This window comes from Paractinoplanes atraurantiacus (genome assembly GCF_900215205.1).
Taxonomy (GTDB): domain Bacteria; phylum Actinomycetota; class Actinomycetes; order Mycobacteriales; family Micromonosporaceae; genus Actinoplanes; species Actinoplanes atraurantiacus.
On sequence record NZ_OBDY01000016.1, the window covers coordinates 178027 to 198084 of the forward strand.

The following is a 20058-nucleotide window of genomic DNA, read 5'->3' on the forward strand; positions in this document are numbered from 1 at the left end:
TAGCCTGGCCACGGTGGAAAACCTGCGGCGACGATGCGAGTCGCGCCTGCGCGGGGTCCGCGTGCCCGACCCGTTCGATCTGGACACGTTCTGCGCCGAGGTGGCCGAGCGGCGCGGACGTCCGCTGATCCGCCGGCCGGTGCCCGGCCTCAGCGCGGACGCGCCCTGCGGCCTGTGGATCGGCACTCCCGAGGCCGACCACGTCTTCTACGATCCCGGCACGTCCCCGCTGCACGCCGAGCACATCGTCCTGCACGAGCTGGCCCACATCCTCAGCGGACATTCGGGCACCGGCAATGAAAGCGCCGGCGCCGGAAGCGCGCGGACACGCCTGTTCCCCGACCTCGACCCGGCCACCGTCAGCCGCGCGCTGGGCCGCGCCGCGTACTCCGACGAGCAGGAGCGCGAGGCCGAGATGATGGCGTCACTCATCCGCGGCCGCTCGCCCAAGCCGCCGCGCACGACGCTGGGCCGGGTGGCCAAGGCCCTGGGCCTGGAGTGATCCTCTCAGCGATCCTGCTGACCCTGCTCTGGGGCATGGCGATCGTGCGATTTCCCACCGTATTTCGCGACAAACGCCAGCGGGCACTGTGGGGCTCGCTCGCCGCCGTCACGCTGGGCAAGACCTTCGCCTTCCCGCCGATCCTGGCCGAGACCCACATGCCCGCGGCGCCTCATCTGTTCGGTGTGCTGGCCGCCTTCTTCCTTCTGCGCTTCGTCGCCCTGGTCACCGGCCGCGGCGACAACCGGCGGCAGACCCTCCTGGTCGTGCTCGTCCTCGCCGCACTGATCATCCTGATCGCGGGCGAGACACCGCCGGAGCCCCGCGTACCCACCCGGAATTTCGCCTATTGGGTGGTCCTGGAGGCGTATCTGGCCTTCGTGTTGATCAATGCGTCGGCGCTCTTCTGGTCGACGAGCCGTCAGGTGCACCAGGGCCTGCCCCGCTTCGCCCTGCGGCTGATGGCGGTCGGCACGGCGCTGATCACCGTCTTCGCCTTCTTCCGGATCAGCGCGCTGATCTTCGAGGGTCTGCGCGACGTCGAGCCGGTCGCCGAGCAGTTCCAGACCGTCGCGGTGCTGCTCACGGTCACCGGCGGCATGCTCGCCGCCAGCCCGAGGGCACGGAGCGCGCTCACCGCGTACAGAAATCTCCTGCTTCTGAGGCCTTTGTGGAAGGCCATGCGGGACGCCTTCCCCGAGATCATCCTCTTCACCCCGCGCCGCGCGATCGTCGAGCTGGCCGGCGTCGACGACATCCACCTGCGCCTTTACCGCCGGGTCATCGAGATCAGGGACGGCATGCTCGCCCTGCGCCCCTACCTCGAAACCACAGGGGACAAAAGCACAAAGTCAGAGGCCGATTCCATCGTACGAGCTCTGGAGCGCCGAAAAGCAGGCGAACCCGCCACGGGAAGCTCGGCCGAGTGGGCGCCGGTCGGCTCGACGCTGGCCGACGAGGTCGCGTGGCTCAGCGCCGTCAGCCGGGAGTATCGCCGGGCCGGCGCTCGGACTCCCACACCTTCCGGATCAGCTCGCTGATCGTGTCGCGCCCTCGCGGCGACACGTCGGCCGCCCGCAGCGCGATCTCGGTGACCCCGGCGTCGCGGATGGTCCGCAGCAGCTCGAGCTGACCGTCGACCCGCGCCGCCTGCTCGTCGTCCAAAAAGTACGCCACCGGCACCCCGAAATAGGTGGCCAGGGCGGTCAGATGCTGGATCGTCGGGTTGCCGCGCCGCCCGGTGCGCAGCTGCCAGATGTACGTGTGCGAGATCGGCACGCTCTGCTCGGACCGGATCGCCTCGGCCACCGCCATGTAACTCGGCTCGCCCTGCCCCGCCGGCCGGACCGAGCGGAACAGGCGATCGAGTTTCTCGGCGATGGAGAAGGCGCCCACCACGCCCTCCTCCCCCGATCATCGGATCACGATGAGGTGCTCACCATACAGCGAACGGCGTCCATGAGCAGGGACCGGCGAGCCGGCCAATGCACATCCCCCGATGCAGGACGCCATAAACTGTGGTTGATGAGCCCGGGCCAGCGTAAGCCAGCCCCGCCACCCCGCGAAACCCCCTTTCTGTCGCACCCCCTCGCTAGGCTTCGCCTCATATCGAAGCTGCTCGTTGAGAGGAGTCCGCCGTGACGACAGTTGTCGAGAGTCCGGAAGTCTTCACCCTGCTCACGGAGCTCACCACGATGGTCGGGCGGGAGGATCCCTATCCGCGGTACGCCCGGCTGCGGGAGATCTCCCCGATGGTCCGGGCCGGCGACAATGCGCTGGTCGTGACCCGGCATGCCGACTGCGCGGCGGTCGCCCGCGATCCGAAGCTGGGCCACATGCCGGCGCACATGCTGGCGTTCGTCGGCTTCCCCGACTGGGCCGATCATCCGGCTCTCCAGCAGTTCTTCACCAGCATGATCGCGCAGAACCCGCCCGACCACACCCGGCTGCGCCGGCTCGTCAGCTCACGTTTCACCGCGCGCCGCGTGCAGGAGCTGCGGCCGGCCGTCGAGCGGATGGTGACCGAGCTTCTCGACGACCTCGACGGCGCCGGCGAGGCCGATTTCGTGTCGGCGTTCGCCTTCCCGCTGCCGGCTAATGTGATCGGCGAGCTGCTCGGCGTCCCTAAGCAGGATCGCGCCCAGTTCCAGACGCTGGTGCGCGACTGGTCGCAGGTGCTCGACATCATCACGCCCGAGGTCCTCGAGAAAGCCGATCCCGCCGCCAAGATCATGCGGGATTACCTGACCGGGCTGGCCGCCGAGCGCCGGAAGCACCCGCAGGACGATCTGCTGAGCGCGCTGGTCAGCGCCGAGGAGGAGGGTGACCGTCTCACCGAGGACGAGTTGCTGACGATGGCCGCGCTGCTGTTCGCGGCGGGTTTCGAGACGACCACCAACCTGCTCGCGAACGGCCTGGTCGCGCTGCTGGACCACCCCGATCAGCTCCCGGCGCTGCAGGAGGATCCGGAGGCCGCGGCCGAGGAGCTGCTGCGGTTCGACTCGCCGGTGCAGCTGCTGGGCCGGGTCGCGTGGGATGCCACGACGATCGCGGGTGTCCCGATCGAGCCCGGTGATCGCCTGGTCGCCTATCTGGGTGGCGGCAACCGTGATCCGGAGCGGTTCGCCGAGCCTGACCGGCTCGATCTGCGGCGCAAGGACAACGCGCCGCTCTCGTTCGGCGGTGGGATCCACTACTGCCTGGGCGCGCCGCTGGCGAGGCTGGAGGCTCAGGTGGCCTTCCCGGCATTGATGCGCAGACTGCCGAAACTGGCACGCGCTGAAGGGGCCGAGCGCCGCGACAGCCTCACGCTGCGGGGATACACCCGTCTGCCCGTCACGACGAAGTAGGGCAAATAAGGGCGCCGCTGTGAATTCCACGGGGGAAGAACTCACAACGGCGCACTCGGAACATTAGACCTTCTCCGGCGGGCTGTCCATCCCGGGCGCCGCATTCACAGGTTGCTCCGAGGTTCAGCCGACGCGCTGCACAACCGATCCGACCAGCTTCTGCCAGTCGCCGCCGAAGTTGGGCGACGTGCTGGCGTTGTTGAGCTGATAGATCGCGTAGGCATCGACGAGCACCACGTTGCTCTTGGTCAGCACGGCGACGGCGGTGTCGGCCGTGCCGGGGTGTTTCGGCTCGTACTTCTTGTGCCGGATCACCGCGAAGCCGTCCCAGCCGCTCTCGTTCAGCGTCTTGATCTCGACGGTCTCGGTGTACGCGGGCTCGGACTTGTCGTTGGTGACGGTGGCCGGCACCGACACGTCGGCCTTGCAGCCGTCGGCGACCGCGCGCAGCGCCGCCTGGCCGGCCTTGGCCGCGCTCGCGTCGCCGTAGACCAGCGCCGTCTGGTCGAGGGTCTGCGCGCCCTTCTCCCCCTCGTCCACGAAGGACGCGGCCACGACCTCGCCGCCCGGCGGGACCGGGGGCGCCGTCGAGGTGCCGCCGCAGATGCTCACCAGCTGCTTGGGGTCGGGCGCGGTGGCGGGCGGGGCCCACGTCGGCCCGATGTCGGTCGCCTGCAGCAGCGCCCCCCGCATGGTGGTGGCGGCGATGAGGCCGGTCGGCTCCGGCGCCGGGTCGTCGTCGCCGGAGGAACAACCGGCGGCCAGGAGCACGACGCAGAGCGCGGGGGCGGCGATACGAGCGAGCATCGGGCCATCTTCGCAGAACACATACCGTGACGGATCCGGGCGCTCCGGGTTAGGTTGTCGGGGTGACCGACCTCGATGCGCTGGCCCGGCGGCTGCGGGCGGAGCTGGGCCCCGACCAGGTCATCACCGACCGGCAGGAGCTGCGGACGTACGAATGTGACGGCCTCGCCCACTACCGGGTCGTCCCGGCGATCGTGGCGCTGCCGCACACCGCGGCCCAGACCGCGGCCGTGGTCAAGGCCTGCGTCGAGGCTCGGGTGCCGTTCGTGGCCCGCGGCTCGGGCACCGGACTGTCCGGCGGGGCGCTCCCGCACGCCGACGGGGTGCTGATCGTGACCGCGCAGATGCGCCGCATCCTCGGCGTCGCGCCCGAGGACGAGCGCGCGGTGGTCGAGCCGGGCGTGATCAACCTCCAGGTGACCCGGGCCGCGACGCCGCACGGCTACTACTACGCGCCCGACCCGTCCAGCCAGCAGATCTGCTCGATCGGCGGCAACGTGGCCGAGAACTCGGGTGGCGCACACTGCCTCAAGTACGGCTTCACCACCAACCACGTGACCGGCCTGCAGTTCGTCGCCCCCGACGGCAACCTGGTGCGGATCGGCGGCCGGGCCGAGGACCCGCCCGGCTACGACCTGCTCGGCGCGTTCGTCGGCTCGGAGGGCACGCTGGGCATCGCGACCGAGGTGACCGTGCGCCTGACCCGGCTGCCCGAGTCGGTGCGCACGCTGCTCGCCGCGTTTCCCGGCGTCGATCAGGCCGGCGCCGCGACCAGCGCGATCATCGCGGCCGGGGTGGTGCCGGCGGCGATCGAGATGATGGATGCGCTGGCCATCGAGGCGGCCGAGGCGGCGGTGGCCTGCGGTTATCCGGCGGGCGCGGGCGCGGTGCTGATCGTCGAGCTGGACGGGCCGGCGGCCGAGGTGGCGGCGCAGTTCGACCAGGTCACGGCGCTGTGCGAGCAGAGCGGGGCGTTCGAGATCAGGATCGCGGCCGACGACGCCGAGCGGGCGCTGTTCTGGAAGGGCCGCAAGTCGGCGTTCGCCGCGGTGGGCCGGATCAGCCCCGACTACATCGTGCAGGACGGTGTGATCCCGCGGACCGCGCTGCCGCAGGTCCTTCGCAAGATCGACGACCTGGCGGCGGAGAACGGCGTGCGGGTGGCCAACGTCTTCCACGCCGGCGACGGCAACCTGCATCCGCTGGTGCTCTTCGACGACGGCGTCCCGGGCGAGGCCGAGCGGGCCGAGGCCACCTCGGGGGCGATCATCGACCTCTGCATCGAGTACGGCGGGTCGATCACCGGCGAGCACGGGGTCGGCGCCGACAAGGCGAAATACATGCCGCGCATGTTCGGCGACGACGACCTGGACACGATGCAGCTGCTGCGGTGCGCGTTCGACCCGGACGGCCTGGCCAACCCCGGCAAGATCTTCCCCACGCCGAGGCTGTGCGGCGAGCGGCCGGGCCGGCATCGGGCGGCCGACGCGTTCCCGGACGCCGAGGTGTTCTGAGATGGGCGCCCTCGACGAGCTGACCCGGCCGGCCACCGACGACGATCACGTGGGCGGCGTGCCGGCCCGCCTGGTCGCGTCGCCCGCCTCGACCGCGGAGGCGGCGGCGCTGATCGCGGACGCGGGCGATGTCACCGTCGTCGTCCGCGGCGCCGGCACCAAGATCCATTGGGGCCCGCCGCCGGACCGGCTCGACCTGATCATCGACACGACGCGGCTGAACGGCGTCGTCGAGCACGCGGCGGGCGATCTGATCACGGTGATCCGGGCCGGGACGCCGCTGGCCGATCTGTCGCTGGGCGATCAGCAGCTGGTGCTCGAGGGCCCGACCGGCGCGACCGTGGGCGGGACGGTCGCGACGAACACCAGCGGGCCGCTGCGACTGCATTACGGGACGGTCCGCGACCTGCTCATCGGCATCACGGTCGTGCGGCCGGACGGCAAAGTCGCCCGCTCCGGCGGCAAGGTGGTCAAGAACGTCGCCGGCTACGACCTGGGCAAGCTCTTCACGGGTTCCTACGGAACCCTGGGGCTGATCACCGAGTGCGCCTTCCGGTTGCATCCGCTTGCGGTTTCGAGGTTGTACGTCCGTACGACCGCACCCGCTTCCGCAGTGGCAGCCGTGCTGGGAGCGCAGGTCGTGCCGAGCGCGCTCGAGATCGACTCGGCCTCCGGGGAGCTGGCCGTCCTGCTCGAGGGCACCGCCACCGGCGTACGCGAAAGGGCCTCGGTCGTGGAAAAGCTGATCGGGGGCGAGATCAGCGAGGAGGCGCCGGCCTGGTGGGGCGTGGCGCCGTGGTCCGCGGACGGGATCGGGATGAAGCTGTCCGTGCCGAAATCGCGGGTGCCGGCACTGACCGAGTCCGGCTTCCCGGTCCGGGGATCGGCCGGGACGGGCGTGCTTTACGCGGCGCCGCGCGACATCACCGAGGTCGAGCGGCTGCGAGCGCTGTGCGTGACCGCCGGCGGGCACGCGGTCGTACTGACCGCGCCGCCCCCGATCCGCGACATCCTGGACATGTGGGGCCCCGTGCCCGGCCTCGTCCTGATGCGCCGGATCAAGGAGCAGTTCGACCCGGGACGCCGGTTCGCGCCCGGCCGGTTCGTGGGAGGCATCTGAATGGTCGACGCCACATGGGGCACCGGAGAGCCTCCCCGCGACGTGCTGGGCCCGGTCGCCGGTCCCGCCGCCTTCGACGACGATCATCCGCCGCGGGCCGACCTGGTCGCCGACTGCGTGCACTGCGGGTTCTGCCTGCCGGCCTGCCCGACGTACGCGCTGTGGGGCGCCGAGGCCGACTCGCCCCGCGGCCGCATCTACCTGATGAACGAGGGGCTGAACGGCGAACCGCTCAGCGACTCGATGGTGGCGCATTTCGATCGGTGCCTGGGCTGCATGTCGTGCGTGACCGCGTGCCCGTCCGGGGTGAAGTACGACCGCCTCATCGAGGACACCCGGGCCCAGGTCGAGCGCCGCCACACCCGCTCGCCGCGCGACCGGGCGCTGCGCTCGGCGATCTTCGCGGTGTTCCCGTACCGGCGACGACTGCGCCTTCTCCGGGGCCCACTGAAGGCGTACCAAATGTCCGGCTTGGGGAATGTGATCACCCCGCTTCTGGAGCGGCTCTCCCCCACGCTGGCGACGCTCGAGTCGCTCGCGCCGCGCCTGCGCCGGGTCCCGCCTCCCCCACGCCGCGTCGCCGCGCGAGGTCCGCGGCGGGCCGTCGTGGGCATGCTGACCGGTTGTGTTCAGGGTGCGTTCTTCCCCGAGGTCAACTCCGCGACCGTACGCGTCCTGGCCGCCGAAGGCTGCGACGTGCTGATCCCGCCCTCGCAGGGCTGCTGCGGCGCGCTGAGCGTGCACAACGGCCGGAAGCAGGAGGCGCGGCGCTTCGCCCGCAAGCTCATCGACACGTTCGAGCGCACCGGCATGGACTACTTCGTGGTCAACGCCGCCGGCTGCGGCTCCTCGCTCAAGGAGTACGACGTCCTGCTGGCCGACGACCCGGCGTACGCGGCCCGGGCCGCCGCGTTCACCGCGAAGGTCCGCGACCTGGCCGAACTGCTGCACGACCTCGGCCCGGTGGCCGAACGCCACCCGCTGCCCCTGACGATCGGCTATCACGACGCCTGCCATCTGGGGCACGCCCAGGGCGTACGCCGGCAGCCCCGCTCCCTGCTCAACGGCATCCCCGAGCTGAAGCTCCGCGAGATCGCGGACCCGGAGATCTGCTGCGGCTCGGCCGGCATCTGGAACATCCTCAACCCCGTGCCCGCGGCCGAGCTCGGCGACCGCAAGGCCACCAACGTGCTGGCCACCGGGGCCGACCTGCTGGTCACGGCCAACCCCGGCTGCCTCATGCAGGTCGCCTCGGCGATCCGCCGCCAGGGCGGCACGATAGCCCTGGCCCACACGGCCCAGGTCCTGGACGCGTCGATCCGCAACCTGGGCCCGTCGTTCCTGTAGCGCTACGACACCGGTGTCGCGTTACCCGCGTTCCACTGCTGGGTGGCGCCGAAGTTGCAGGCCTGCAGGAGGACCGCGATCTGGTTCTCGCCGAACGCGCCGATGCACAGCTGCTTGTTGTACACCTTGGCGCCGACGCTCCTGATCACCCAGGATCCGTTCGTCTGCTTGAGGGCCTCCCACTGCTTGTTCATGTCATTACCCCCGTCGGCCCAGTTGCAGGTGCCCAGGGACAGGTTGAAGGACAGGGAGGCATTCGGATGGGCCTCGAGGCAGGAGGTCGACGACGTGCCCTGGCTCTGGAGCACCCACAGCGGGTTGCCGGTGTTGCCCCAGTTGTCGTACTTCTGATGCAGCCACCACTTGGCGAGGCTGTTCGGCGACTTCGCGCAGCTCTCGAGATAGGGACTGTGGTCGTCGGCGCGGGTGTCGAAGGTCCACAGACACATGCTGCGCTCCTCCCACTTGTTGTGGGCCACATTGGTGAAGGCCCGGCTATACACACCGACGGCCTGAGCCGGCAAGGCCCAGGCCGTGGTGCTTCAGAGATCGCGTTCCTTCGTGCTGCGCTCCACGCAGAACTCATTGCCCTCCGGATCCTGCATGGTGACCCAGCCCAGACCGCCCTCCGCGCGGTGGTCCTCGTAGAGCTTGGCCCCGATACCGACCAGCCGCTCGACCTCTTCGTCGCGGGTGCGCTCGTCCGGCATCCAGTCGATGTGCAGACGGTTCTTCACCGACTTGGCCTCGGGCACCCGAATGAACAGCAGGCTCGGCACCGGCTCAGGCGCGGCCAGCAGCACTTCGTCGTCATCCGGCAGGTCCTCGTCCGACAGCGCCCAGCCGGTCACTTCACTCCAGAAGCGGGCGAGCTCGTACGGCTGCGAGCTGTCAACAGTGATGTGGCGAAGGATCATGCCGCCAACCTACCGCCAGCCATGCACCCACCACGGCACCTCCCACAGCTCGAACGGGCCGGTCACCCCCGCCGGCGCCGCTCATCTAAGCCGCCGGGAAGAGGGTCGGGTCGGCAATAGCGCCGTGGGTCTTGCCGAGCGGGCCGGTGAACGCCACCCGCAGACGGAGGACGCCGGTGACCTTCACTGTTTCCTTCCTGCCCTCGCCCAGCTTGTAGGTCTTGCTGAACAGCTGGGTGGTGCGGCCACCGTCCAGCGACAGCACCTGCACCTTCACCGAGCCGGGGTTGCTGCCGTTCTCGACGCCGAAGGTTCCCTCGAGGCGGTCATAGTCGCGGCCCAGGTCGAGATCGACATACGACGTCACGTTGGCGCGGCAGAACAGCTTGCAGCCGCTGTACCACCCGTTGATCGCATCGGTGCCGTTGACGCTGATGTCGTCGGCGTCGATGTCCATGGTGTAGCTGGCGTTCTCGGTGCGGGTCGCGATCAGGCCATCGGGCCGCTCGGTGCCGGCCAGCGGCACGCCGAGCTCGGTGCCCGGCGGCGGGCCCGTGGTCGGGTCGGTCGTGGGATCGGGCGTAGTGCTCGACTCCGAGGAAGTGCTCGTCTCGGAGGGTGACGGTGAAGGCGAGGCGGCCGTGATCGAGGGCGTGGGCGGCGTCGTGACAGACGGCGCCGGCTGGGTCGCCTGGGCGTTGCCGTCGTCGCGCCGGTCCAGAACGAATCCCAGGCCGCCGACGCCCACTCCGGCGATCATGAGAAGCGCGCCGAACGCCGCCAGCACCGCATGCCGTTGTGCCCGGGCGATCAGCAGGCTGATCAGGCCGCCGGCCAGTCCCAGCAGGCCGGCGGCCACGAACTTGTCCCTCGTCGCGCCGACGATCAGGGTGGCCGCGCCGCCGAGATTGGCCACCACGCCCAGCCAGGAGAAGACCTTCTTCGTCGGGGTGTCGTCCTCGGACATCGGCGGCTCCTTCACGCGTCGGAGGCACACCGTAAGCGTCCGTTGTGGACGGCGGCACCGGCCGTTCGGAGGCGAACAGTCTGACCATTTGACGGCCGATTCCGGCTATCGCCCGGGCTCCGCAGGGAGCCCGGGCGAGTTGCCGGCTACCGGTAGCGGTAGGCGCGGATGATCGTCTGCTTTGTGCCGTTGCCGGCGGTGTCGGTTGTGGTGGAGCGCAGCGACACGAAGCCCGTGCCGCGCGGGTTCTGGATGACGGCGGTGGCCTTGGTGCCGATTCGGAGGGCCGGGACGTGGCGCCAGGTCTTGCCGTCGTCGAAGGAGGCCTCCACCGTCAGGGTGCGGACCGCGGCGGGAGCCGCGCCGATCTGGCGGTCGAGGGAGACGGGCAGGATCGTCGGGCGGCCGGCGGCCACCGTGTTGGACGCGTCCAGCGACGGCGTGTAGCGGATTGCCGTCATCGGCAGGTGGACCAGCTTGCCGTCGGGGACGTGGGACGAGCGGAAGGTCCACTCGGCGTCGACCAGCGTGGACAGTGTGAACGCCGGGTCGCTGCGGAAGACCGCGTGCACCCGGTAGTCACCGGCCGCGGCCGGCACCTCGGTGGCCTGCGGCGTCCACTGCGACTGCCCGACCAGGGTCCCGTCGCGGTGGATGGTCACGTCGGCGCTGCCCGCGCGGGGGAAGCGGAAGCCCTCGTGGCCGCTGCCGTCGCCGTGCAGCGGGCCCGGGCCGCCCATGGTGTCGCCGAAGTAGCGGGCCGCGAACTGCTGGGCGAACTCGGGCTCCGGGAAGACCGGTCCCTCGACGCCGTTGGCCCATTTCTCCTGGTACGCGCGGCCGGGCTGCCACGACGTCCACGCCGACTCGTAGTGGGTGTAGCCGAGCTGGCTGCTCGACACCTGCCACTCGGCCTGCTGGTCGCGGTTGTAGTACTCGGTGATCGTGGCCGGGGCGTCGTAGGCGAAGGCGAGCGGGCTCTGCCGCCCGTCCGCGCTGCGGTAGACGGCCGAGTTGCCGGGCGCCCGGGCGATGGCGAGGCGGGTCACCGGCACGCCGTCGACGTCGGCGCCGATCGTCGAGCGGACCGTGGCCAGGTCGCCCGCGCGCAGCGCCTTGGTCTTGCCGGCCATCATGCGGCCGCGCTCGTAGAAGTAGGCGTGGTAGACGGCGTCCGGCGCGGACCACTTGCCCGACAGGTACGACACGTAGCCGGGCGCCTTGCCGCCGCCGACCGCCGGTCCCGTGCGCAGACGCTCGAAGTTCAGGTTCATCAGCACGCCGTACGGGTCGTTGCTGCCCCAGATCTCCGGCGCCTTCTCGCGCAGGGTCCAGCCCGTCTCGTTGTAGGCGGGCGCCGCCTTCTTGTCCGGCACGCTGATGGTTACCGGCTTGGCCGTGCGGGCGTCCATCGTGATCGTGCGGTCCCGGTCGAGCATCACCTGCGGGTCGGCCAGCGACGTGATCACCGGATCTTCCTCGGAGCCGGTCAGCAGGTACGACTGCACGACGTACCGGCCCGGCTCGACCGGCGTCCGCACACTGGCGCCGGCGTGGGCGAACGCGGTCACCGTCTGCCGGTCGAGATCGGTCAGCATGGTCACCCAGCGCGGGTTCTCGCCGGCGACGCCGGGCGTGTTCACGGTCAGCACGTGCCGGGTCAGATACATCGCCACCGGCGTCACCACCCGCACGCCCGCGGCGGTCGCGGTCAGCTCACCGCCGTACGGCTGCTCCTCGAGCCCGTTCACGACGGTGGCCGTGACGGTCACCGAGGCTGTTCCCCCGGCGGGCACGGTCACCCTGTCGGCGCTGACCGTGAAGACACCGGCCGGCGCATTGGTGCCCAGTGACAGGTCGAGCGTCAGCGGTTGGGTGCCGCTGTTGGCGTACACAATAAGCTGCTTCTGAGTTGTTCCGTCGCGCTGGAAACCGATGCTGACCGGGTCGCTCGTGACCGGCTGCGCGATGGCACGCTTGACGTCGACCAGACCCGAGCCTTGCTCGTACGGCGTCAGATCGGCCCCGGGGTCGGCGGCGGCGGTCAGGGTCGCCTTGAGACGGGCCGCGCGCCACTCGGGGTGCTGCTGCGCGAGCAGAGCGGCGGCGCCGGCCACGTGCGGCGTGGCCATCGAGGTGCCGGAGAGTGAGGTGTACGGCTCGGCGCCGTCGACCGGCGGGAACTGGCCGTCGGCCGAGCGGGCGGCCACGATGTTCACGCCCGGCCCGGTGATCTCCGGCTTGACCATGGCGTCCTCGGCGCGGGGTCCCCGGCTGGAGAACGAGGCCAGCTCCTTCGTCTTGGTCACCGCGCCCACGGTCAGGGCCTGCTCGGCGCTGCCCGGCGACTCGACAGTGCTGTCACCGCCCTCACCGGAGTTGCCGGCCGCGATGACGAAGAGCATGCCGTACTTGGCGGTCAGGTCGTTGACGCCCTGCTCGAGCACGTCGAGGTCGGGGGTGTCGGCGCCGCCCAGGCTCATGTTGGCGACGGCCGCGCCCTGCTCGGCGGCCCACTGCATGCCGGCCAGGATGTCCGACTCGTAGCACTCCTGGAGGCCGCAGACCTTGGCGCTGAGCAGCTTCGCGCCCGGCGCCACGCCCTTGAAGCGACCACCGGAGGCGGCCCCGGTGCCCAGGATGGTCGAGGCGACGTGGGTGCCGTGGCCGACCGGGTCGGTCAGGTCGCCGGATCCGGTGAAGTCGACCGCGCCGGCCACCTGGCCCGCGAAGTCGGGGTGGGTGAGGTCGACGCCGCTGTCGATCACGGCGACCTTCACCCCGGCGCCGGTGAGCCCGGCCTGCCAGGCGGCGGGGGCGCCGATCAGCGGGACGCTGACGTCGAGGGTGGGCTTGCGCCGGCCGTCGAGCCACACCTTGGTGACGCCGGAGCGCAGCTTCCCGGCCGAGGTGAGGCTCTTCCACAGCTCGGCCGGCCGGCTGCGGTCCTGCTCGTAGGCGACCAGGCCGACGTCCGGCAACTGCTGGGTGGCGCGGGCGCCGGCCGGGGTGACTGTTCCCCGCACGATCAGCGGCAGGGTGCGCCGGGTGTCGTCGTAGCCGAAGCCGAGCAGCGTGGACACGTCGAACAGGCGCGGGTCGAGGCGGCCGGCGGCCAGCAGCCCGGCCGCGTCGGCCGGGACGACCTCGACGTCCTTGCCGGCGCTGGAGGTGAGGAACGGGATCTTCTCCCGGCCCGGCGCCGGCACCACGTCCACGGTGGTCTGACCGGCGACGCCGCGGACCTTCACGGTGTCGCCGGTGATGAGGGTGACCGCCCGGGGTGAAGCGGCGAAAGCCGGCCCGGTGGCCGTGGTGACGGCTTGCGGGCCGGGGGTCTGCGCGGCGGCGAAGCCCCCGGCGGGCAGCGCGGACCAAGCCGCGACGCCCGCCAGGGCCAACACCGACGTGATGCGGACCAGACGCATGGTTCTCCTTTGTCGACAAGCACCGGTCGGTGCTTTGCCGGGCAACCTACGCCAGAGTTAGCGGTTCATCGATATGACAAGATCCACAACCTTGTTACGCGGCATTGTTACGCCGCGAGCCGGCGATAGTACTCATTGGACCGCAGCAGCTGCTCGTGCGTGCCGTCGTCGGTCACCACGCCGTCGTCGACGACCAGCACCCGGTCGGCCGCGCGGACCGTGGAGAAGCGGTGGGCGATGACGACCAGGGCGCAGACCCGGGCCACCTCGCGCATGGCCGCGGCCAGGGCCCGCTCGCTGTCCGGGTCGAGGTGGGCCGTGGGCTCATCGAGCAGGATCAGGTCGGGGCGCGACAGCAGGCAGCGGGCGATCGCCACGCGCTGCCGCTGACCGCCGGAGAGCCGCCCGCCGCGCTCGCCGACCGGGGTGTCCAAGCCGCCGGGCAGGGCGGCCACCACGCCGGTCAGCCCGGTCATGGCGAGCACCCGGCCGAGGTCGCGCTCGGCGGTGGGCTCGGCCCCGTACAGCAAATTCTCCTTGAGTGTCCCGGCCAGCAGCGGGCAGTCCTGCTCGACCAGGCCGACGATGGCCCGATGCCGGGCGTACGGGATGAAACGCGCGTCGCGGCCCCGCAGCAGGATCGTGCCCCGGTCGGGCTCGTAGAAGCGCTCGGCCAGGGCGAAGATCGTCGACTTGCCGGCACCGGAGGCTCCGACCAGGGCGACGTGGCCGCGCTCGGGCACGGCGAAGCGGATGCCGCGCAACACCGGCCGGGCCGGGTCGTAACCGAACCACACGTCGCGGAACTCCAGCACCGGCGGCCGGCGGCGCATCGGCACCACGGCCCGCGGCTGGTCCCGCTCGACCGGCAGGGCGAGGACCTCGTTGATCCGGTGCAGCGCGCCGGAGCCCTGCTGGACCGCGCCGACCGCCTGGAAGATCTCGTAGATCGGGGCCGACAGATAGGTCATGGCCAGGGTGAAGGCGACGAGGCGGCCCAGCGAGGTCTCCCCCGAGGCGACCCGGGTCGCGCCGACCAGCAGCACGGTCAGGAACGCCCCGCTGACCGCGAGGTCGTTGGCGGGCCCGCTGAGCGCGGCGAGCTCGGCCATCCGCAGGTTGGCCCGGTAGGCACGGGTGGCCGACCCGCGCAGCCGGTCGGCCTCCACCGGCTCGGCCCGGCAGGCCCGGACCGTACGCATCCCGCCGAGGGTCCGCTCCAGGTCGGCCGACAGATCGCCCTCGGCCGCCTGCGCCGTGTGGGACGCGGCCCGCAGGCGCCGGACGACGGCCAGCAGGCTGAGCACGGACACGGTGAAGAGGGCGACCACGAGCGCCATCAGCGACGGGTCGAGCCGGGCCAGCAGCGCCACCACGGCGATCAGGGCGATCACGCCGGCCACCCCGGTGCCCAGGCTCTGCGCGATGAGCGTCTTGACGACGGCGGTGTCGCCGCAGGCGCGGGCGATCACGTCACCGGTGCGGACGTGGTCGAGCAACGGCATCCGCACCCGCAGCAGGCGCACGATGACGGCCAGCCGCAACTGCCGGGTCATGGTCTCCCCGGTGTACGCCTGCACGTAGCGCGCGGTCGCATGGGCGACGGCCTGCGCCGCGAACAGCCCGGCGAGCGCCGCGAAGACCGGCCACGGCACCCGCCCACCGGTGGCGGCGTCCACCGCGGCGCCGGCCAGCAGCGGCTGGGCCAGGGCCAGGGCCGACCCGAGCAGGCTGAGCCCGGCCGCCACCGCGATCCACCGGCGGTGCCCCCGGGTGAGCCGCCGCAGATCCTGGAACATGCGACGAAAGCTACGCGAACCGGGCGCAAAGAAGAGGGCCCGTCACCCGGCCTTCCCGTCGGGCAGGGCAGATTTCCCCCGGCCGCGTCAGGCCAGCCGGGCCATCGTCGCCCGTGTGCTCTCGATCAGCGACTCCTGCAGCCCGTCGAGCTTCTCGCAGCCGTTGCCTGACCAGCCCGCGGCGAAGCCGACCTGGCCGCGCACGATCACGTTCGAGTCGAGGACGTCGAGGAAGGCGTCGCAGCTGGTCATGGTGGAGAAAGAGGTCTCCCTGGTCAGCGTTCGGGAGGCGTGGCCGAGGCCGGGCACCTCGGCGAACGCCTGCTCGTCGCTGTCCTGCAACTGCCAATAGATCCGCGCCGAAGCCGCGTTGTCGAGATGAGCCACGGTGAGGCGGCCGGCGCCGAACTCGCGGTCCTGGTCGTCGGCGATCCGGAACCGGCAGCCGTCGCCGGCCGGCGACGGCTGCATGCGCGGTGCCACGGCCCCGAGCCGGGCGATGATCGGCCCGACCTCGAGGATCTCGCAGACGTCGACGCCCTTGGCATAGGGCGCGTCGAGCGCCCGCACGGCACCGACCGCGACCAGGGTCACCATCACCAGACCCAGGGCCATTCCGATGTACGCCTTGGCCCGTCCCGGCCGGCGCGGCGGCGGATCCCATGTCGCGGTGTCGATCACCGCGACAAGCTACGGCATCAGCCGATGGCCGCGGCAACTCCCGGATACCAGCGGGTGGCGATCTTCACGTTTCCGGCGTCGTTCGGGTGGACGCCGTCGTACGTGTCAGTGCTGGTGTTGAAGCCTGTCCATTGGTCGACGACGGTGATCGGGGAGGCGCTGGTGGACAGGCCGGCGGCCCAGGCCGGGATGGCCGCGTTGAGGTTGATCACGCGCTGGCCGCAGTCGGCGCAGTTGCTCGGATTCATCGGGATGATCTGGGCGACCAGGATCTTCATGGCCGGGTTCTGGGCGCGCATCTGGGTGACCAGCTTGGTGAACGCGGCCAGGATCGTCGCCGGGGACAGGTTGTTCCAGACGTCGTTGGTGCCGAAGTGCATGAGCACCACGTCGGGGTCGGTGGCCGAGAGCCAGCCGACCAGTTGGTCCTGGTTCGCGACGTTGGTGGCGAGGAAGCCGCCGTGTCCCTCGTTCTCGCCGTCGTAGGCGAAGCCGCAGCCCTGCCCGGGCAGCGTTCCCACGAAGTCGACCTCGTCGGCCGGCAGCTTCTGCCAGAGCAGGGCCCGCCAGCAGCCGGGCGAGCCGGTGATCGAGTCACCGAGCGCCATGATCTTCACGGGTTCGCCGCCCGCCGGTGGCGGGGTGGTGGGTGGCGTGGTCGTTCCTCCGTTGCAGGCCGTGCCGTTGAGGGTGAAGGCCGCGGGGGCGGCGCCGGAGCCCGAGCCGTTGAAGCCGAACGACGTGGTGGCGTTGGTGGCGAGGCTGCCGTTCCAGCCGGCGTTGCGGACGGTGACGTCGGCGCCGGACTGGGTCACGGATCCGTTCCACAGCTGGGTGACCGTCTGTCCCGACGGGAACGCGAACGTCAGCGTCCACGAACTCACCGGGTCGCCCAGGTTGGTGACGTCGACCGAGGCGCCGAACCCGCCCGGCCACTGTGCGGTCGTCTTGTACACGACCTTGCAGCCCGCGGCGGCCGACGCGGGCGGCGCCGCGACGAGCGCACAGGCCGCGACCAGTAGGCCGGCAACGGCCGCTCTGATGATCCTCATGACGTTCCTCCGGGGGACGGCGCTTGACGCAGACATTGATACGAGTCAATCTGGGAGCGCTCCCGAAGTTAGCGAGAGGAGACTCCGGTGTCCAGCAGGGCAAAGATCGCGGCGGGTTTGGCCGTCCTCACCGCGGGCGCGGTGATCATGGTGGCGTCCAGGGCCGACGCCGCCGACGGCCGGCAGCGCGAGCGACTCGACCGCGGCCTGATCAGCGTCCGCTCCGGCAGCGGCAACCTGGTCAGCTGGCGGTGGCTGGCCACCGACCCGGCCGGCGTCGGGTTCAACCTCTACCGCGGCTCGGCCAAGCTCAACTCGGCGCCCATCACCGCGTCGACGAACTATCTGGACGCCGGCGCGGCCGCGTCCGCCTCGTACACCATCCGCCCGGTCGTGGGCGGCGCCGAACAGGCGGCCGAGGGCCCGAGCCTGACCTTCGGCAGCGGCTATCTCGACGTGCCGATCCAGAACCCCGACAGCTCGCTCTACGCGGCCAACGACGCCAGCGTCGGCGACCTCGACGGCGACGGCCGGCTGGACCTGGTGCTCAAGTGGGAGCCGCTCAACGCCAAGGACAACTCGCAGTCCGGCGTCACCGACCCGGTCTATGTCGACGGCTACCGTCTCGACGGCACCCGGCTGTGGCGCATCAACCTGGGCCGCAACATCCGGGCCGGGGCTCATTACACCCAGTTCCAGGTGTACGACTACGACGGTGACGGCGACGCCGAAGTGGCCATGAAGACGGCCGACGCCACGGTCTCCGGCACGGGCCAGACGATCGGCAACGGCGGCGCCGACTACCGCAACTCCAGTGGCTACATCCTCAGCGGCCCCGAATATCTGACGATGTTCGACGGCCGGAACGGCGCCGCCCTGTCCACGGTCGACTATGTGCCCCCGCGCGGCACGGTCTCCTCGTGGGGCGACTCGTACGGCAACCGGGTCGACCGTTTCCTGGCCGGCACCGCCTACCTCGACGGCGCCCGCCCGAGCCTGATCATGGCCCGGGGCTACTACACCCGTACGGTCATCGTGGCTTGGGACTTCCGCAACGGCACGCTGACCCGCCGCTGGACGTTCGACAGTAACAGCTCGACCAATCCCGGCACGGCCGGGCAGGGCAACCACCAGCTGTCGGTGGCCGACGTCGACGCCGACGGCCGCGACGAGATCATCTACGGTTCGCTGGCCGTCGACGACAACGGCGCCCGGCTGTGGAACACCGGATACGGCCACGGCGACACGCTGCACGTGGGCGATCTCAATCCGTCCCGCGCCGGCCTTGAGGTCTTCAAGGTCGACGAGGACGCCAGCAAGCCGTCGTCGTGGATGGCCGACGCCCGTACCGGCCAGATCCTCTGGACCACCCCCGCCGGCGGCGACAACGGCCGCGGCGTCTCGGCCGACATCTGGTCGGGCAGCGCCGGCGCCGAATCGTGGTCATCATTGGCCGACGGCGTCCGCAACCCGTCCGGCTCGGTCGTCTCGTCACGTAAGCCCAGCTCGACGAACTTCGTCGTCTGGTGGGACGGCGACCCGGTCCGCGAGCTCCTCGACGGCACCCACATCGACAAGTACGGCACGTCGTCGGACACCCGCCTGCTCACGGCGTCGGGCGTCCACTCCAACAACGGCACCAAGTCGACGCCCTCCCTGTCCGGCGACATCCTCGGCGACTGGCGCGAGGAGGTCATCTGGCCCACGAGCAACAACACGGCCCTGCGGATCTACTCGACCCCGGTGCAGACCGACCGCCGGGTGGTCACCCTGCTGCACGACATCCAGTACCGCGAGGCGCTGGCCTGGCAGAACACGGCCTACAACCAGCCCCCGCACCCGAGCTTCGCCATTCAGTGACCGGGCCGCGACGTGACCCGCTCGTCCACCACGTACGAGCGGGTCCGCGCCCGGTCCAGGAAGCGCGCCTCGTCCTCGGCCACCCCCGACCCCGGCGCGTACATGGCCGACACCCACTTCTCGTACGCACCCCGGTCAGCGAAGACCAGCTCCGTGACGACATGAAAGTCCCCGGCACCGTCAACGAAGTTCCGCTGATACCCCAGAGGCGCCGGCGCCAGACTGAGAATCAGCGGCACATGATGGTTCTCGTAGTAGTCGACCAGCTCGGCAAACCCGATCTCCGGCTTCTTGACCAGAAACGCCATGACTTTCAGCAACGTTCGCTCCACCCCAACCCCAACGCACAGCCACCCACAAGGTTCACGGACATGACACCACCACCAACCGCAACTCTTCAAAGCACAGAGCCGCGCACCGCCACGCGCCCTCAGCAGCCATCGACCACGCAGGCTCAGCCAACCACCAGCACACCGAGATCACCGGCCCGGCGAGTGACGCTCACCGACCAACATCTGCACCCGGATCCGCGATGATAATGCATTTACAGAATTCACCCCTTCACCCGTCGAGGGTTCCTTCATCGAAACGTCGACTGGCGCCATCCGCGGTGGCGGACTAGCCTCACCTCAGCCGGCGGCAAAATTGCCTCACTCGCGGCTACGGTGCCGCCGAAGATTGCGATCCGGTCTGCCCACATAACCCTGAATGCGCATGCCGCACTCAGACCGCACCGGAACACTCGAACCTGGACGGCACGACCGCCGCCAACGTCCGAGATCCACGGCAGGGCCCGCAAATCCACACCGCCCGGCAGACCCGGTCCACGCGCTGACCTCCGCCACCTCAGCGTGCGCCGCCACCTCGGCCCGCTCCACCGATTCGCTCTGCGCTAACGGCTCAACCAGGACGGTCGACTCAGCCAGGACCGTCGACTCGGCCAGGACCGTCGACTCGGCCAGGACCGTCGACTCGGCCAGGACCGTCGACTCGGCCAGGGCGACCGGCTCGACCAGGACGACCGGCTCAACCAGGACCGCCGACTCGGCCAGGACGGTCGACTCGGCCAGGACGACTGGCTCGACCAGGACCGCCGGCTCGGCCAGGGCGATCGACTCGGCCACGACGACCGGCTCAACCACGACGGCCGGCTCGGCCAGGACGATCGGCTCAACCACGACGGCCGGCTCGGCCAGGACGATCGGCTCAACCACG

18 protein-coding genes are annotated in these 20058 nt (G+C 70.7%); 7 read left to right on the forward strand and 11 right to left on the reverse strand.

The features are described 5' to 3' along the window. Positions 1-13 precede the first annotated feature (13 nt). Positions 14-502, forward strand: a complete 489-nt coding sequence (locus tag CRP55_RS30705) for a hypothetical protein (protein ID WP_245923492.1) — start codon at positions 14-16, stop codon at positions 500-502. After that, entirely contained in the window at positions 499-1542 is a 1044-nt protein-coding gene (locus CRP55_RS30710; protein WP_097324256.1) for an MAB_1171c family putative transporter, read from the forward strand. The genes CRP55_RS30705 and CRP55_RS30710 overlap by 4 nt, the downstream gene beginning before the upstream one ends. On the opposite strand, the gene CRP55_RS30715 is transcribed toward CRP55_RS30710, so the two are convergent. Next, positions 1481-1897: a helix-turn-helix domain-containing protein gene (locus CRP55_RS30715; protein WP_097324259.1), complete on the reverse strand. Its 417-nt coding sequence runs from the start codon at positions 1895-1897 to the stop codon at positions 1481-1483. The genes CRP55_RS30710 and CRP55_RS30715 overlap by 62 nt on opposite strands. A 299-nt stretch (positions 1898-2196) precedes the next feature. Between CRP55_RS30715 and CRP55_RS30720 the strand changes: the two genes are divergently transcribed. Further along, a complete protein-coding gene (locus CRP55_RS30720) occupies positions 2197-3351 on the forward strand; it encodes a cytochrome P450 (RefSeq protein WP_097324369.1) in 1155 nt (384 codons plus the stop codon). Positions 3352-3474: 123 nt separating this feature from the next. On the opposite strand, the gene CRP55_RS53340 is transcribed toward CRP55_RS30720, so the two are convergent. Further along, entirely contained in the window at positions 3475-4158 is a 684-nt protein-coding gene (locus CRP55_RS53340) for a hypothetical protein (RefSeq protein WP_097324263.1), read from the reverse strand. Between the two features lie 62 nt (positions 4159-4220). Between CRP55_RS53340 and CRP55_RS30730 the strand changes: the two genes are divergently transcribed. From CRP55_RS30730 to CRP55_RS30740, 3 genes are read left to right on the forward strand one after another with little or no spacing between them, the layout of a single operon-like run. Continuing rightward, positions 4221-5672: an FAD-linked oxidase C-terminal domain-containing protein gene (locus tag CRP55_RS30730; protein ID WP_097324266.1), complete on the forward strand. Its 1452-nt coding sequence runs from the start codon at positions 4221-4223 to the stop codon at positions 5670-5672. A 1-nt stretch (position 5673) separates the two neighbouring features. Next, on the forward strand, positions 5674-6792 hold the full coding sequence (locus CRP55_RS30735; protein ID WP_097324269.1) for an FAD-binding oxidoreductase: 1119 nt from the start codon (positions 5674-5676) through the stop codon (positions 6790-6792). Continuing rightward, positions 6793-8139: a (Fe-S)-binding protein gene (locus CRP55_RS30740; RefSeq protein ID WP_097324272.1), complete on the forward strand. Its 1347-nt coding sequence runs from the start codon at positions 6793-6795 to the stop codon at positions 8137-8139. 2 nt (positions 8140-8141) lie between these two features. On the opposite strand, the gene CRP55_RS30745 is transcribed toward CRP55_RS30740, so the two are convergent. The 7 genes from CRP55_RS30745 to CRP55_RS30775 form a co-directional block, all read right to left on the reverse strand. Then, complete coding sequence (locus tag CRP55_RS30745; RefSeq protein ID WP_143235011.1) at positions 8142-8588, reverse strand: hypothetical protein; 447 nt, start codon at positions 8586-8588, stop codon at positions 8142-8144. A 93-nt stretch (positions 8589-8681) separates the two neighbouring features. Continuing rightward, a complete protein-coding gene (locus CRP55_RS30750) occupies positions 8682-9056 on the reverse strand; it encodes a VOC family protein (protein ID WP_097324276.1) in 375 nt (124 codons plus the stop codon). Between the two features lie 85 nt (positions 9057-9141). Further along, positions 9142-10023 carry a hypothetical protein gene (locus tag CRP55_RS52345; RefSeq protein ID WP_143235013.1) on the reverse strand — a complete coding sequence of 294 codons (882 nt, stop codon included), beginning with the start codon at positions 10021-10023 and terminating at the stop codon, positions 9142-9144. 146 nt (positions 10024-10169) lie between these two features. Continuing rightward, positions 10170-13451, reverse strand: coding sequence for a S8 family peptidase (locus CRP55_RS30760; protein WP_097324279.1), 3282 nt, complete (start codon positions 13449-13451; stop codon positions 10170-10172). 107 nt (positions 13452-13558) lie between these two features. Continuing rightward, on the reverse strand, positions 13559-15250 hold the full coding sequence (locus CRP55_RS30765) for an ABC transporter ATP-binding protein (protein ID WP_097324282.1): 1692 nt from the start codon (positions 15248-15250) through the stop codon (positions 13559-13561). Positions 15251-15337: 87 nt separating this feature from the next. Beyond that, positions 15338-15931, reverse strand: a complete 594-nt coding sequence (locus tag CRP55_RS30770) for a hypothetical protein (RefSeq protein ID WP_097324283.1) — start codon at positions 15929-15931, stop codon at positions 15338-15340. A 17-nt stretch (positions 15932-15948) separates the two neighbouring features. Then, positions 15949-16983, reverse strand: a complete 1035-nt coding sequence (locus CRP55_RS30775; protein ID WP_097324286.1) for a cellulose binding domain-containing protein — start codon at positions 16981-16983, stop codon at positions 15949-15951. Between the two features lie 147 nt (positions 16984-17130). Here CRP55_RS30775 and CRP55_RS30780 point away from each other — a divergent pair, with 147 nt between their 5' ends. Continuing rightward, on the forward strand, positions 17131-18843 hold the full coding sequence (locus tag CRP55_RS30780; RefSeq protein ID WP_179855398.1) for a rhamnogalacturonan lyase: 1713 nt from the start codon (positions 17131-17133) through the stop codon (positions 18841-18843). Here CRP55_RS30780 and CRP55_RS30785 read toward each other — a convergent pair. Continuing rightward, entirely contained in the window at positions 18837-19151 is a 315-nt protein-coding gene (locus CRP55_RS30785) for an EthD domain-containing protein (protein ID WP_097324292.1), read from the reverse strand. The genes CRP55_RS30780 and CRP55_RS30785 overlap by 7 nt on opposite strands. A 342-nt stretch (positions 19152-19493) precedes the next feature. Then, positions 19494-20058 (reverse strand): hypothetical protein (locus CRP55_RS53345; protein WP_438865826.1); only part of this gene is annotated, 565 nt, incomplete at its 5' end.

Bases quoted from the DNA above. Each gene is read 5' to 3' on its own strand.
- CRP55_RS30720 (WP_097324369.1), top strand. From the start codon at position 2,197: ATGGTCGGGCGGGAGGATCCCTATCCGCGGTACGCCCGGCTGCGGGAG.
- CRP55_RS53340 (WP_097324263.1), bottom strand. From the start codon at position 4,158: ATGCTCGCTCGTATCGCCGCCCCCGCGCTCTGCGTCGTGCTCCTGGCC.
- CRP55_RS30735 (WP_097324269.1), top strand. From the start codon at position 5,674: ATGGGCGCCCTCGACGAGCTGACCCGGCCGGCCACCGACGACGATCAC.
- CRP55_RS30740 (WP_097324272.1), top strand. From the start codon at position 6,793: ATGGTCGACGCCACATGGGGCACCGGAGAGCCTCCCCGCGACGTGCTG.
- CRP55_RS30745 (WP_143235011.1), bottom strand. From the start codon at position 8,588: ATGTGTCTGTGGACCTTCGACACCCGCGCCGACGACCACAGTCCCTAT.
- CRP55_RS30750 (WP_097324276.1), bottom strand. From the start codon at position 9,056: ATGATCCTTCGCCACATCACTGTTGACAGCTCGCAGCCGTACGAGCTC.
- CRP55_RS52345 (WP_143235013.1), bottom strand. From the start codon at position 10,023: ATGTCCGAGGACGACACCCCGACGAAGAAGGTCTTCTCCTGGCTGGGC.
- CRP55_RS30760 (WP_097324279.1), bottom strand. From the start codon at position 13,451: ATGCGTCTGGTCCGCATCACGTCGGTGTTGGCCCTGGCGGGCGTCGCG.
- CRP55_RS30765 (WP_097324282.1), bottom strand. From the start codon at position 15,250: ATGTTCCAGGATCTGCGGCGGCTCACCCGGGGGCACCGCCGGTGGATC.
- CRP55_RS30775 (WP_097324286.1), bottom strand. From the start codon at position 16,983: ATGAGGATCATCAGAGCGGCCGTTGCCGGCCTACTGGTCGCGGCCTGT.
- CRP55_RS30780 (WP_179855398.1), top strand. From the start codon at position 17,131: ATGGTGGCGTCCAGGGCCGACGCCGCCGACGGCCGGCAGCGCGAGCGA.
- CRP55_RS30785 (WP_097324292.1), bottom strand. From the start codon at position 19,151: ATGGCGTTTCTGGTCAAGAAGCCGGAGATCGGGTTTGCCGAGCTGGTC.